Here is a 14,267-nt window from a genome sequence, read left to right on the forward strand (position 1 = left end):
GGTGCTGACGGTCGAACCGTTGTTGTAGACATCGTTGGCCGGGGTCTGGAAATCGACACTGCCCTGGGTCTTGCCCGCTTCGACGGTGATGGTCTGGCCGTTGGACAGGGTCACGGTCACCGGAGTCTGGGCCGGATTGCTCAGCGTCACGGTGTAGGTGATCACCCCGCCTTCGGTCACCGATGGAGTGGCCGTCAGGGTGGCGGTGGTGGTGTCGACCGAGTCGTTGATCGTGGTTTGGGCCGGCGTCGGGTTCGGCGTCAGTTGCTCGAAGTTGCCGCCGGTCGCACCGGTAATCGTGGTGCTGATGGTCGAACCGTTGTTGTAGACATCGTTGGCCGGGGTCTGGAAATCGACGCTGCCCTGGGTCTTGCCCGCTTCGACGGTAATGGTCTGGCCGTTGGACAGGGTCACGGTCACCGGGGTCTGGGCCGGGTTGCTCAGCGTTACGGTGTAGGTGATCACCCCGCCTTCGGTCACCGACGGAGTGGCCGTCAGGGTCGCAGTGGTAGTGTCGATGGTATCGGTAACCTGGGTAACCGCTGGTGTTTGCGGTACGGTTACCGTCAATCCACCGCCCCCGGTTGTGCCCGTTACGGTCGCCGAAATCTGCCCGCCGTCGATATACGGGGTATCGCCTGCCGGAACCACGACGTTGACGCTACCCGAGGTTTGCCCGGCCGGAATGACAATTACGGCCCCGTTTGACAGGGTGATCACCAAGTTGGTGGACGGCGCCTGGCCAACCGTAGCGGTATAAACAATTATGCCACCCGCTTCGCTGATGGAAGGGGTAGCGCCAAGAACCAGGTCGGTAGCAACGTTGGTGTCTGTCCTCGGTGTGGTCACCTGGTTGTTGCTGGTGGTATCCAGCACGCCAACCTCTTCGCCATCGAGCACGGCAGCAAAGCCCAGCCCGTCAGTCGGGAAGCCGACGGTAGGGTCGACCCGGCCCGCGGTTTCTTCGAGCATGACAAAGCTGTGGCCACCGCCCAGTGCGCCGCCGCCCGCCGACGATGGGCCAGCCGCAGTCGCTTCAAGCTCGGTAGTCGGGTCGACACCGGCAGCGATCGCCTGTTGCAGCTCTTCCACCGACGGCGCGGCTTGTGCGGCAGCCTGGCTCAAGTCGGTGCTGCTGTCTGGCGCATCAGCGCTCCACTGGCTGTCTCGACCCAGGTCAAGCAAGCGGCCATCGGCCAGCTCCAAAGTAACTGCCCCCCCTGGTCCGGTGAGCACTTCCTCACCGGACAGCAGGCGGTCCCCTTCGATCAGAACACGCCGGATGCCTTCTGGGGAAACCGCAATAACCTGGCCGACAATACTTTTGACGATGGCTACAACGCTGCTCATTGGACTCTCCGTGTGACCCGATGGGTACTTCCCTGCCAGAGCGGCACTTGCAGGCCACTTCAGGCGGAACTATGTCGATGATCTCGTGACGCTTTTGACGTCAATATCCCGTCTATAACTTTTCGGAATTGACTAACTGCCAAACTATTGACCTTGCACATGCCATCCTAAACAATCGGCAATGTAATGTCACATTGATATTTGAACCTTAGCCAAACGTTTCTTAAGGACCAATGTCGCGCATCATTGAAAGCGTTTTTCCACATCTTGATAACCGCAAATACGGAAAAAAGGTAACCGCTCAGGTGTCAATAATCGGCTCCCTCGCAGGCCAATGCTCGAAAACAAGCACAAACCTTGCCGAAGGCAGCCAACCAGCCGCCGAGAATTACCAGCATCACCAGCCCTTCAGGTAGCACGATACGTAACTGCAAATTGCCGTAGATCAATGGGATAGCAAACAACCGCGCAATACTGCCAACCCGAATAGGAAAAGCCTTGCCGATTTTTAGTCCAGAACAGTCAGCGACCCGCTTCCTAATAGATGAATTTTGACTAATTAGCAGCAAAATACCGTCAATGAATCAGCGCCTGTTTCCTGACAAAGTTACAAGTCGAGAGAAACTGCACCTCTGCGGCCAGCCGGATAGCAGGCTATGCTGCAGAATAGCTTCGGCCTGTATGCTGACTGGATCAAAAATGAAACATTCACCACTCAGCATCGTCTGCAGGAGTAACGACCGTAGAACTGTTTACTCGATACCGATTCAAGGCGACCATTGACCGGTTGCCCAAGCGCCAGCGTGCCGTAGCCTCATGACCACTGCCTGGCAGCGCCATTGAACGTCAGGGTGAGCCAGCCTGAACGGCTGCCCACCTACCCCACCCACCACAAGGATGAAGAGAGCGCCGCGTGGAATCCGAAGTCAGTCGAGTCCAACTCAGCCACGATCCACGCAGTCAGCATGACGATCCCCTGCTGGATAGTCTGCTGAGCCTGTGTGTCCTGCACCAGAAACCCGCCAGCCGGGTCATGCTGACCACCGGCCTGCCGCTGCCGGCCCAGCGCCTGAGCCCCGAGCTGCTGCCCCGCGCTGCCGCCAGGGCCGGCCTGCAGGGGCGCCTGCTGCAGCGTAAGCTGGAGCATATCCCGAGCATTGCCATGCCAGCCATGCTGCTGCTCAAGGAAGGCCGCAGCGCCGTCCTGCTGGGCTGGGAAAACGAAGACACCGCGCGCCTGCTGCTCAGCGAGAGCGATGGCGGCGAGGTGCATGTCAGCCGCGAAGCCCTGCAGAGCGATTACAGTGGCCGGGTATTCTTCGCGCAGCCGCAGCACAAGTTCGACGTCAACCACGGCAACCTCATCCCGCGGGCGAAGTCGTGGTTCCGCGATACCTTGCTGCGCAGCAAGTGGCTATATATCGACGCGATCGCTGCCAGCCTGGTGATCAACCTGATCGCCCTGGCCGCGCCACTGTTCGTGATGAACGTATATGACCGGGTGGTGCCCAACCAAGCCACCTCGACCCTCTGGGTGTTGGCCATCGGCATCGCCGGCGCCTACATCTTCGACCTGATCCTCAAGGGCCTGCGCGGCTTGTGCCTGGACCTGGCTGGCAAGAAGACCGACCTGATCATTTCGGCAACGCTGTTCGAACGTATCGTCGGCATGTCGATGAAGTACCGCCCGGCCAGGGTTGGCAGCTTTGCCCAGAACATTCACGAATTCCAGGGCCTGCGTGACTTCCTCGCCTCGCTGACCCTGACCAGCCTGATCGACCTGCCGTTCACCGTCCTGATCCTGATAGTCATCGCCATCATTGGCGGGCACCTGGTGTGGATCCCGATCATCGCCTTCCCGCTGGCCCTGGGCATCGGTTACGCCCTGCAACGGCCACTGATGGCGACCATGGAACGGACCATGGCCCTGGCCTCGGAGCGCCAGTCCAGCCTGATCGAGACCCTTGCCGGCCTGGATGCAGTAAAGGTCAACAACGCCGAAAGCGAACGCCAGTACATGTGGGAGCAGACCCTTGGCACCCTCAGCCGCCTGGAACTGCGGGTGAAGGTGCTGTCGAGCCTGGCGATGAACATCACCCTGCTGATCCAGCAACTGGCAGGCGTGGCGATGATTTGCGTCGGCGTGTACCTGATCATCGACGGCAACCTGAGCATGGGCGGCCTGGTGGCCTGCTACATGCTCAGCGGCCGCGCCCTCGGCCCGCTGGGCCAGCTCAATGGCCTGCTCGCCCGCTATCAGCAAGCCAAGGTGACCATGGTCTCCACCGACCACATGATGGAACTGCCGCAAGAACGCAACTTCGAAGAACGCCCGCTGAGCCGCAAGGTGCTGCAGGGCAGCGTCGAGTTCCGCGGAGTCGATTTCACCTACCCGAACCAACAGAATCAGGCCTTGAAGAACATCAACCTCACCATCCGCCCCGGCGAGAAGGTGGGCATTATCGGCCGCAGTGGCTCGGGCAAGAGCTCGCTGGCCAAGCTCATCGTCGGCCTGTACGAAGCCGATAGCGGCTCGCTGCTGGTCGATGGCGTGGACATTCGCCAGATCGACGTCAGCGAACTGCGCCACAACATTGGCTACGTGCCCCAGGATATTCAGCTGCTGGCCGGCACCCTGCGCGACAACCTGGTCAGCGGGGCCCGTTACATAGAGGATGAGTTGATTCTGCAGGCTGCCGAACTGGCGGGTGTACATGAGTTCGCCCGGTTGCACCCGGACGGCTACGAGTTGCAGGTAGGTGAACGCGGGCAGAACCTGTCCGGCGGCCAGCGACAGAACGTCGCCCTGGGCCGCGCACTTTTGCTCAACCCGCAGATCCTGCTGCTGGACGAACCGACCAGCGCCATGGACAACACCGGCGAAGAACGCCTCAAGCAGCGACTGCAGGCGGTGGTGGAAGGCAAGACGATGCTGCTGGTCACGCACCGTGCCTCGCTGCTGTCACTGGTGGACCGGCTGATCGTGATCGATCGCGGGCAGATTGTCGCCGACGGCCCGAAAGCCGCGGTCATGGATGCGCTGAAGAAGGGGCAGATCAGTGTTGCATAAGCTGGATGTGGGGCAGTTCAAGGACGGCCTGCGGCGCTATTTCAAGGGTTCCGATTCACTGGGTGGCCAGCCGCTGCCAGAGGTCAACAAGGCCCTGATCGAGGATGCGCCGCGGGTCGTGCGGCTGACCATATGGGGCGTGATCCTGTTCTTCGTGTTCCTGATCGTGTGGGCCAGCGTCGCACCCATCGATGAAGTTACGCGGGGTGAAGGCAAGGCCATTCCGTCGTCCAAGGTGCAGAAGATCCAGAATCTGGAGGGCGGCATCGTCGCCGAGATCTTCGCCAAGGAAGGGCAGATTGTCGAAGTAGGCCAGCCATTGCTGCGTCTGGATGAAACCCGCTTCGCCTCCAACGTGGGTGAAACCGAGGCCGACCGCCTGGCGATGGCCTTGCGCGTCGAGCGCCTGAGTGCCGAAGTAGGTGACACCCCGTTGAAGATTGATGAGGAACTGCGCAAAGCCGCGCCAAGCCAGGCAGCGAACGAAGAGTCGCTGTATCAGAGCCGGCGCCAGCAATTGCAGGACGAGATCGGTGGCTTGCAACAACAGCTGGTACAGCGCCAGCAGGAACTGCGCGAGTTCAGCTCAAAGCGCGCCCAGTACGCCAACAGCCTGCAATTGTTGCGCAAGGAGATCAGCATGTCCGAGCCGCTGGTGGCCACCGGTGCGATTTCCCAGGTCGAGGTACTGCGCTTGCGTCGCGCCGAAGTGGAGAACCGCGGTCAGCTGGACTCCACGGCGCTGGCCATCCCGCGTGCCGAGGCGGCCATTCGCGAGGTGCAAAGCAAGATCGAAGAGACCCGTGGCAAATTCCGCAGCGAAGCGCTGACCCAATTGAACGAAGCGCGCACCGAGCTGAACAAGGCCACGGCGACCAGCAAGGCCCTGGATGATCGCGTGCACCGCACGATGGTTACCTCGCCGGTACGCGGTATCGTCAAGCAGCTGCTGGTGAATACCATCGGTGGGGTGATCCAGCCGGGCAGCGACATCATAGAAATCGTGCCGCTGGACGACTCACTGGTCATCGAGGCGAAGATCCTGCCCAAGGACATCGCCTTCCTGCACCCTGGTCAGGAGGCGACGGTCAAGTTCACGGCCTATGACTACACCATCTACGGTGGGCTGAAGGCCAAGCTGGAGCAGATCGGTGCCGACACCATCACCGATGAAGACAAGAAGACCACCTATTACCTGATCAAGCTGCGCACCGACCGCAGCCACCTGGGCACTGACGAGAAGCCTCTGCTGATCATTCCGGGAATGGTGGCGACGGTCGATATCATGACTGGCAAGAAGACCATCATGAGCTACCTGCTCAAGCCGATCATGAAGGCGCGTTCGGAGGCGTTGCGCGAGCGGTGATCGCCATCCCTGCCGTGCTCGCTGCAGGAGCGGCCTTGAGTCGCGAAAGGGCTGCACAGCAGCCCCAGCGATTTATGCATCTTTGCTGAAAGCCCGGGGCCGCTGTGCGGCCCTTTCGCGACTCAAGGCCGCTCCTACAAGAGACCGCATGCCCTCATGCGATACCTGCAAGTTGTCAGCGCCAAGGTGCAGGCTCACCAACCAACTGCCCCTGAATCCCACCCACCCCCATCTCCCGCAACATCAACCGTTCACCTTCCGTCTCTACCCGCTCGGCAATCAGCGGCAGGTCGATGCTGTGTGCAGCGCGCTGGACCGCTTCGATGAACAGCCGCTTGTGCTGCTCTTGGTCAATGTTGCGGATGTAGCTGCCATCGATCTTCAGGTACGCCAGCCCCAGGTGCGCCAGGTTGCCGATCATGCTGAATCGCCCACCAAAGCGTTGCAGCGCCAGGCCGAAACCAAGCGCGTGCAGGCGCCGGGTGAGTTGCTCCAGGGCCGCCTGCTCAGGCAACTGTTCCTCGCCAATTTCGAAAACCAGCCGCGGGCCGAGCGCCGTATTCTGGCCCAGAAGCTCGAAAACACGCTGAAGGGCCTTGGGGTCGGCCAGGGTGGCGGCTGACAGGTTCAGCGCCAACACCTGGTCATGCCCTCGAAGATGCGCCAGCACCTTCTCCAACACCAGCACATCAAGCCGCGGCATCCAGCCGAAGCGCTCCAGCCAGGGCAGGAAGCGTCCCGCCGGCAGCGCCTCGCCCTGGCCATCCTGCAAACGCGAAATCACTTTGTGGTGCAGTACTCGTTGCCCAGAAGCGCAATCCACCACTGGCTGGAAGAACAGTTCGAAATGCCCATTGTTGAACGCCTGGTCCAGCCGCTCATGCCAGACATGCTGGCTGTCAGCGGCAACTGCAGCCACGCCTTGTTCAAGGCATACCCAACCCGGCGTTGGCTGGTTCTCGGCGCGGGCCAGGGCCTCGTCGGCAAGCTTCAGCAATGCCTGCGGTGAATCGCCGGGGCTGAACGGCGCCAGGCCGATACAAGCAACCGGGTCGATATCACTGGCGCCCGTTTCGTGCAGGCTGTGCAGCGTCGCTTCCAAGGCCTGGGCAAGCTGTACCGCCTCTTCATGCACCATACCCGGCGCCAGCACGGCGAACTCGCCCCCACGGCTACGGGAAATCAGGTCATTGGTTTCCGGGTAGCTGGCACAGGTGCGACGCAATTGCTCACCCACGGCCTGTAGCAACTGGTCGGTACGCTGGCCGCCAAGACGGGCGTTCAACCCCGCCAGCCCCTGGACCCGCAGCAACAGCAGGTAGCCGGCGCGCGCTTCTTCCAGGTTGCTCACCCGGGTGTTCAGTTGCATCTCGAAATAACGGCGGTTGGAGAGTCCAGTCAGGCTGTCCTGGTAGGACTCGGCACGCAGCCGCTCACTGCGCTCGGCCTGCTCGGTAAACAGTGCCTTGAGCTTCTCGACCATCTGGTTCATCGCCTGTACTACCCGGCGCAGCTCCGGCGTGCGCGGCAACTCGGGCAGGCTGAGGAATTCGCGGCGGGCAATGGCGTGGGACTGCTCGACCATGTAGTCCAGAGGCCGCAACTGGCGACGCAAGAGCAAGGCGCCAAGCACCGCACTGGCCGCGCCACACAGCAGCAGCCAACCCAGGCTGCCCAGGGCGCTCTGCCAGAGTTTGGCAATGGCGAACATCGGGTGGCTGATTACTTCAACGCGTGCGGCCTGCTGCCAGCCGCGGCTGACGATGGCATCGCCACCGGCGGCCTCCAGTCCGATCAAGTGCACGAACCAGCGCGGTACACCGCCTGGGTCCGGTTCGGCGTGGCGCTCCACCAGCACAGCATTGGAGCCCAGGTCGACGACCTTGATGCTTGAGTAGTAACCACTGTCGAAGATAGAACTGACCATCAGCTCGACCATCGCCGGGTCATCGATATTCGGCGTCAGCGACAGCGCCAGCGCGGTCGCCGCATCCTGGGCGTGCGATCGCAACTGGTTGACGTACTGGCTGCGAGAGCTTTCCAGGCTGACCATGAAACTGCCACTGAAGGCGACCACCAGGAACAGGCAAATGGCCAACAGCAATTGTTTGAACAGTGACATCTGTGCTCCTTCAGTAGACCGGCTCGGCCGGGAACCCTTCGGCCTGCATTTTCTTCAGCAAATCCTGCCAGCGTGACAACCGCTTGGTATCGCCGACCTTCTTGTTGCCTGTGGCGCCCGTCAGCCACAAGCCCTCACCATTGAAGGCGTACACCGGCAGCAGGTCGGTACGCTGGCTGGCCGGCTTGATGGCATCCATCAGGCTGTCGAGCACCAATGGTTGTGCCTGTGGGCTTGAATAATAGGTCAGGACCATGTGCGCCCGGTTCTGCCGCAGCGCCTTGACGTAGGTGATGCGCAGCTTTTCGCTGGGGATGCCCATGCGCCGCAGACTGAAATACTTGGCGATGGCGTAGTCCTCGCAGTCCCCTGCGCCCTTGATCAGCGCCTGCACCGGCGTGGCCCAATAATCGACCTCATGCCACAGGTCGATATCCTCGACATAGCGCAATTGCTGGTTGAAGAAGCGGTTTACCACCTGCAATCGCTCAAGCTCCGTACCCTGCTTCTGCGTGGCCATCAGGTTTTGCCAGGCATCGATCCGGCCCTGCCCGGCGCCCAAGGGGCCATAGAGTGCCTGCGACTTGCGGCTGATCTGGGAAAAGTCCCAATCCGCATGCAAACCGCCCAGCAGCAGGCCGCCCAGCAGCGCAGCAAGGCCGACACGTTGCACAACGGTTTTGAGCATCCAGGATATCGCCACTGCGAAGCCCTGTTCAGGCCAGTCGAAAGCAGCGATGGTGCGGCTTGCCACGGCAAAAAACAATGGCACCCTGCAATCATGCACCCGCTGGTCAGTCGACCTACACTTTCCGGTTATAACATTCTGGAGGCCGCTTCCTTTGCCGGGCGACTTCATCCACCATAGCCGCGCTTTTGGGGCGCCTGTTCCACCACCAGTACAGGTTTGACGCCCCCAAGAGCTGTTACTAGTGTAATTGGATCCAACTTTAGTCATCGTTGAGGCAGACGTCGCGTGGCCGAGAAAATCAAATTGAGCAATGTGCTGGCCAGTGAGCAGCTGTTGCCGCATCAGGCCCGTGGCGTGATCGAAGAACGCCTGCGCAGTGCCATTCTCGATGGTCGCTTGCCCCCAGGTACCGCCGTAAGACAACAAGAACTCGCCACCTTGTTCGGTGTCAGCCGCATGCCCGTGCGCGAGGCCCTGCGCCAGCTCGAAGCGCAATCGCTGCTGAAAGTAGAAATGCACAAGGGCGCGGTGGTTGCGCCGTTGATCGGCGAGGACGCGGTGGACACCTATGCCCTGCGCGTGCTGCTCGAGACCGAAGCGCTGCGCCAGTCGATTCCGCTGCTAGATGCCAGCGACATCGACAATGCTCGCGGGTATATCCAGCAACTGGAAAACGAAACCCGCCACGCTGAAATCGGCCGCCTCAATCGCCTGTTCCACATGTCGCTGTACAACAAGGCGCCGAACAAGAAGCTGCTGCGTCTGATCGAGGACGAACTGAATGAGGAAGAGCGCTTCCTGCGGTTTCATCTCTCGTCCATGGGCCTGGGCAAGCTCACCCAGGACGATCACAACGCACTGGCGGATGCGGCGAGCGACAAGCTGGTAGACGAAGCTGTAGCAGTGCTGGAGCGGCACCTGAATAACGCATCGCGGGTAATCCGCAAGTACCTGGATACGCAACTGGGGCGCTAGCGGATAGTGACTGCCCGCATGGAGTCGGATGGGTTGCAAATTGATCGGCGCCCAGCCAACAATGAGACTAATTATCATTAATGTCCATTGATGGCAGCACCCGTACCCATGCCCAGCAACGATTCCGTGCAAACGCTCTATAGTGACCACCACGGCTGGTTGCATGCCTGGCTACGCAGCAAGCTGGGCAATGCCGCCGATGCAGCAGACCTGGCCCAGGACACCTTCGTGCGCCTGTTGCAGCGTCGCGAAAACCTGAAACTGAACACACCACGGGCCTTCCTGCGGACGGTCGCGCGCGGGCTGGTGATCGACCACTGGCGGCGCGAGGAACTGCACAGGGCCTACCTTGAGGCACTGGCAGAGGTGCCGGAAGCACAGGCCCCCTCGGTCGAAACCCGTGAGCTGCTGCTGGAATTGCTGGAGCGCATCGCGCGCATGCTCGACGGCCTCAAGCCCAAAGTACGCCGCGCATTCCTGCTGGCCCAATGCGAGGGGCTGAAGCACCAGGCCATCGCCGACCAGATGGGGATCTCGGTACGTACCGTGGAGCGCTACATCGCCGACGCGCTCTACCATTGCTATCTACTGCGCTACGCCGACGAGTGCTGACATGATGACCGCCGCACAGCCTGGCGCAACAGCGGTCAAGCAGGCCATCCAGTGGATACTGAGGCTACGCGAGAGCGGGCATGACCCTGCCGTGCAGCAACAGTGCAGGCAATGGCGCACTACCCACCACGAACATGAACAGGCCTGGCAACGGGTTATTCACCTGCATCAGGACCTTGACCTGAGTGCCGTCCCTGGCGCAGGGCTGGCTTTGCAGACCCTGGAGACCAGCCAGCGCCGCCTGCACCGTCGGCAGGCGCTGAAGCTGCTTGGTGGCGTTGCCATGGTGGGGACAGCGGCATGGCTGGGAAAAGATCTCGATGCGGTCAACGCCTGGGCATCGGACTACACCACCGGTACGGGCGAACGGCGCAGCTTCGCGCTTCCCGATGGCTCGCTGATGCAACTCAATACCCGCAGTGCCGTCGACCTGGCCTTCAATGACCAACAGCGCCTGGTCCGCCTGAAACAGGGGGAATTGATGATTGCCTGCAATCCGCAGCATCCCTTGCTTGTGCAAACTCGTGACGCGTTGCTGGAAGGGTTTGAAGGGCGCTTTGTGGCGCGCCAGGACAACGACTGCACGCAGGTCAGTGTCAGCCATGGCAGGGTGGCGATACACCGGCCTGGCAATGGCCAGCTGCAATGGATGGAAAGCGGCCAGAACTGGCGCCTGGATGCGCAAGGTACACACCGGCTCGAGCAGGTAGACATGGATGCGATGGCCTGGACTGAGGGCCTGATCGTCACCCGGAACATGCGGCTGTTCGACTTCCTCTCGCAGGTCAGCCGTTATCGCCATGGATATCTGGGCTGCAGCGACGACATTGCCGATTTGCGCCTGTCGGGTGTATTCCGCCTCGAAGAACCGGAGCAGCTGCTGCAGCTGCTGCCAAGTACACTGCCCGTGCGGCTTCGCCAACGTACACGCTGGTGGGTTCGCGTGGAGGGGCTGGCCTGAACTGAAGGCGGCTTTTGCATTCAGGGCTGCGTGCAGCCTATCGCCGGCAAGCCAGCTCCCACAGGGATCTCACAAGGCCTGAGAGCTATGCAATACCTGTGGGAGCTGGCTTGCCGGCGATGGGGCGCATAGCGGTCCCAATAACTTTTTTGACGGGTTTTGAATGCCGGTACGGCTTGGACAGTAAGCAACACCTTCTGCCCTCACACTTCAACGGACCCCTCATGCCTACCGCCGCAGTGTACACGCGCACCTTCAATACGAATGATTTTCGACCTGTCTTGCACTCAGCACGCTTACGCAAAGCAGTCCGGGCTGCCCTGTTTGGCACCGCCCTGAGCCTGACAACCGTCACGCAACTGTCCATAGCAGCTGAAACGGCCCAGGTGAGCCACAACTATGCGATCCCGGCCGGCCAGTTGGATGACGTGCTCAACCAGTTCGCCCGCCAGGCTGGCATCACCCTGTCTAGTACACCCCAGCTCACCCAAGGCTTGCAGTCGAATGGCCTGCAGGGGCGATACCCAATCAATCAGGCATTGCACCAGTTGCTCAATGGCAGCGGCCTGGAAGCCGTCAGCCAAGGTGGCCGCAGCTACGTGCTGCAGGCACAACCCCAAGGCGCTGCATTGTCATTGCCAGACACCGACATCCGTAGCTTCACTCTCGGCAATGCACTGGGCAGCATGGAGGGTTACAACGCTACCCATAGCCAAGTTGCGACCAAGACCAGCATGCCACTGGTAGAGACATCGCAATCGGTCTCGGTGGTTACTCGACAGCAGATCGCCGACCAAGGCTCCCAAACCGTTGCCCAAGCCATGCGCTACACACCTGGGGTACTGACCAACCCCTACGGGGCGACCCATCGTTATGACTATGTAGCCATGCGTGGCTTCAACGACGGCTCGGTGGACAACATCTATGTCGACGGGCTCAAGTCGATGGGAGACAACGGCACCTACAGCACCATGCAGGTGGACCCGTACTTCCTTGAGCGCATCGATATTCTCAAGGGACCTTCTTCGGTACTGTATGGCCGTAGCTCGCCAGGAGGCCTGGTGGCACTGACCACCAAGAAGCCGCTGTTTACCCCCTACCATCAAGTCCAGGCCACCCTTGGTACCCAAGGCCAGCGTGGCACGGGTTTCGACTTCAGCGGCCCCGTGGATGACGACAAGCGTATCGCTTATCGCCTGACAGGCCTGGCGGATGCTTCCGACACGCAGTTCGATCACAACAAGGAAGAACGCTACGCCATCGCGCCGGCCGTCAGTATCGACTTCAACGAAGATACTTCGCTGACCCTGCAGGCCTACCTGCAACACGACCCCAACGGCGGCTATCACGGCGGTAACCCCGCAGATGGCATGCTGCACAAGCGCAACGGCTTGCGCCTGTCGGACCACTTCTTCGAAGGTGAACCGGGTATCGACAACTACGAGCGTACCCAACAGTCCTTCAGCTACCAGTTCGAGCATCGCTTCAACGATGTGTTCACGGCACGCCAGAACTTCCGCTATCAGGATTCCGACGTGTCGATGGACCAGGTGTATTCCGCTGGTTGGGCGGATGCCGACAGCAATATCCTCAACCGCGCCTATACCGGCGGCGACGAACGCCTGCATTCGTACATCATCGACAACATGCTGCAGGCGGAATTCTTCACCGGGGCCGCCAAACACACCCTGCTGCTGGGCGCCGACTATCAGCGACGCAAGGCCGACGTGGCTTGGCGTTATGGCACAGTCGATCCGCTGGATGCCGGCAACCCGCAATACGGCAACGGCAACCTTCAGGTGCTGGGCGAGAACCGCTACCAGCGGCGCCTGCAGCAAACGGGCGTTTACCTGCAGGACCTGGTGGAGCTGGACCAATGGCGCTTCTCGTTGGGACTGCGCCAGGACTGGGTGAGGGTGTCCGAGGAGAATCGCGACAGCAACGCCAAGGTCAGTGACCAGCGCTCCAGGTTCACTACCCGCGCAGGGGTGCTCTACCTGTTCGAGAACGGCATTGCGCCCTATGTCAGCTACTCGGAGTCGTTCAACCCCAATACCGTGTCCGACCAGCAAGGCCGCCCTCTTGCACCGACCGAGGGCACTCAATGGGAGGCAGGTATCAAGTATCAGCCGCCGGGTAGCGACAACCTGTTCACCGCATCGGTGTTCCACATCGAGCAGGAGAACCTGGCCTCGAAGCAGCCTGACGAGGACTTCTATCGCCCTGTAGGGCAAGTGCGCTCACAAGGGCTTGAGCTGGAGGCCCATTTGCAGCTGACCGACAGCTTGAAGCTGCTGGGCGGCTATACCTTTACCGATATCGAATACACAAAGTCGATGCCCAGCCTGGTGTCTGGCAACCTGGATAACAAAGGCAATTCGCCAACACAGGCACCGAAACAGATGTTTTCGCTTTGGACTGACTACAACTTCCACCAAGGGGCACTTGATGGTCTGCGCTTGGGCGGTGGGGTGCGTTATGTGGGATACAGCTGGGTGGATGCGGAAAACAGCATGAAGGTGCCCTCCTATACCCTGTTCGACGCCTCGATCGGCTATGACCTGGGCAAGGTCGGCCTCCGGGGGATGGATGTGCGCCTGAATGCCAATAACCTCACCAATGAAAGCTACATCACCTCGTGTGCAAGCCTGAACTACTGCTATATGGGTGAAGAGCGAAATGTCAGTGCCACGGTCAGCTACCAGTTCTGACGCTATCGCGACACAAGGCCGGTCCTACACGGGAAGCGCGCTCACCTGAAAGCTCCCCCGGAAAAGACAAAGCCCCTGTCTGCATTGCAGACAGGGGCTTTGGATTTGAATCTTGACGATGACCTACTCTCACATGGGGAAACCCCACACTACCATCGGCGATGCATCGTTTCACTGCTGAGTTCGGGATGGGATCAGGTGGTTCCAATGCTCTATGGTCGTCAAGAAATTCTGTGTGCTGGCCCGTCCTTCGGACGTGCCTGCGAATCTCTGTAGTTCCTACTTAAAGACAAAACCCCTACCTGCATGCGCAGATAGGGGTTTTGCGAAATGAATCTTGACGATGACCTACTCTCACATGGGGAAACCCCACACTACCATCGGCGATGCATCGTTTCACTGCTGAGTT

The 14,267-nt window shown here is 60.5% G+C and carries 9 protein-coding genes and 1 rRNA gene; 6 read left to right on the forward strand and 4 right to left on the reverse strand.

The features are described from left to right. Positions 1-1,350 (reverse strand): retention module-containing protein (locus CAF92_RS25995; protein ID WP_143516229.1); only part of this gene is annotated, 1,350 nt, incomplete at its 3' end. Positions 1,351-2,263: 913 nt separating this feature from the next. On the opposite strand from CAF92_RS25995, the gene CAF92_RS26000 reads away from it, so the two are divergent. Together CAF92_RS26000 and CAF92_RS26005 are read left to right on the forward strand one after the other, a co-directional pair. Then, positions 2,264-4,420, forward strand: coding sequence for a type I secretion system permease/ATPase (locus CAF92_RS26000; RefSeq protein WP_046617191.1), 2,157 nt, complete (start codon positions 2,264-2,266; stop codon positions 4,418-4,420). Then, the gene (locus CAF92_RS26005) at positions 4,410-5,786 is read left to right on the forward strand and encodes an HlyD family type I secretion periplasmic adaptor subunit (RefSeq protein ID WP_085602323.1); all 1,377 of its coding nucleotides are present in this window, start codon (positions 4,410-4,412) and stop codon (positions 5,784-5,786) included. The genes CAF92_RS26000 and CAF92_RS26005 overlap by 11 nt, the downstream gene beginning before the upstream one ends. A gap of 175 nt (positions 5,787-5,961) precedes the next feature. On the opposite strand, the gene lapD is transcribed toward CAF92_RS26005, so the two are convergent. Next, positions 5,962-7,908, reverse strand: a complete 1,947-nt coding sequence (gene lapD / locus CAF92_RS26010) for a cyclic di-GMP receptor LapD (protein WP_085602324.1) — start codon at positions 7,906-7,908, stop codon at positions 5,962-5,964. 10 nt (positions 7,909-7,918) lie between these two features. Next, entirely contained in the window at positions 7,919-8,680 is a 762-nt protein-coding gene (gene lapG, locus CAF92_RS26015) for a cysteine protease LapG (RefSeq protein WP_178081828.1), read from the reverse strand. A gap of 204 nt (positions 8,681-8,884) precedes the next feature. On the opposite strand from lapG, the gene CAF92_RS26020 reads away from it, so the two are divergent. The 4 genes from CAF92_RS26020 (at position 8,885) to CAF92_RS26035 (ending at position 13,858) form a co-directional block, all read left to right on the forward strand. Continuing rightward, positions 8,885-9,574, forward strand: coding sequence for a GntR family transcriptional regulator (locus tag CAF92_RS26020; protein ID WP_046617194.1), 690 nt, complete (start codon positions 8,885-8,887; stop codon positions 9,572-9,574). 108 nt (positions 9,575-9,682) lie between these two features. Then, on the forward strand, positions 9,683-10,186 hold the full coding sequence (locus CAF92_RS26025; RefSeq protein ID WP_085602325.1) for a sigma-70 family RNA polymerase sigma factor: 504 nt from the start codon (positions 9,683-9,685) through the stop codon (positions 10,184-10,186). A gap of 4 nt (positions 10,187-10,190) precedes the next feature. After that, positions 10,191-11,147, forward strand: coding sequence for a FecR family protein (locus CAF92_RS26030; protein ID WP_085602327.1), 957 nt, complete (start codon positions 10,191-10,193; stop codon positions 11,145-11,147). A 224-nt stretch (positions 11,148-11,371) separates the two neighbouring features. Further along, on the forward strand, positions 11,372-13,858 hold the full coding sequence (locus CAF92_RS26035) for a TonB-dependent siderophore receptor (protein WP_085602326.1): 2,487 nt from the start codon (positions 11,372-11,374) through the stop codon (positions 13,856-13,858). 110 nt (positions 13,859-13,968) lie between these two features. Here the strand turns inward: CAF92_RS26035 and rrf are convergent. Continuing rightward, positions 13,969-14,084: ribosomal RNA gene (gene rrf, locus CAF92_RS26040) — 5S ribosomal RNA — on the reverse strand. Positions 14,085-14,267 lie beyond the last annotated feature (183 nt).

This window comes from Pseudomonas sp. B10(2017) (assembly GCF_002113295.1).
GTDB lineage: Bacteria > Pseudomonadota > Gammaproteobacteria > Pseudomonadales > Pseudomonadaceae > Aquipseudomonas > Aquipseudomonas pudica.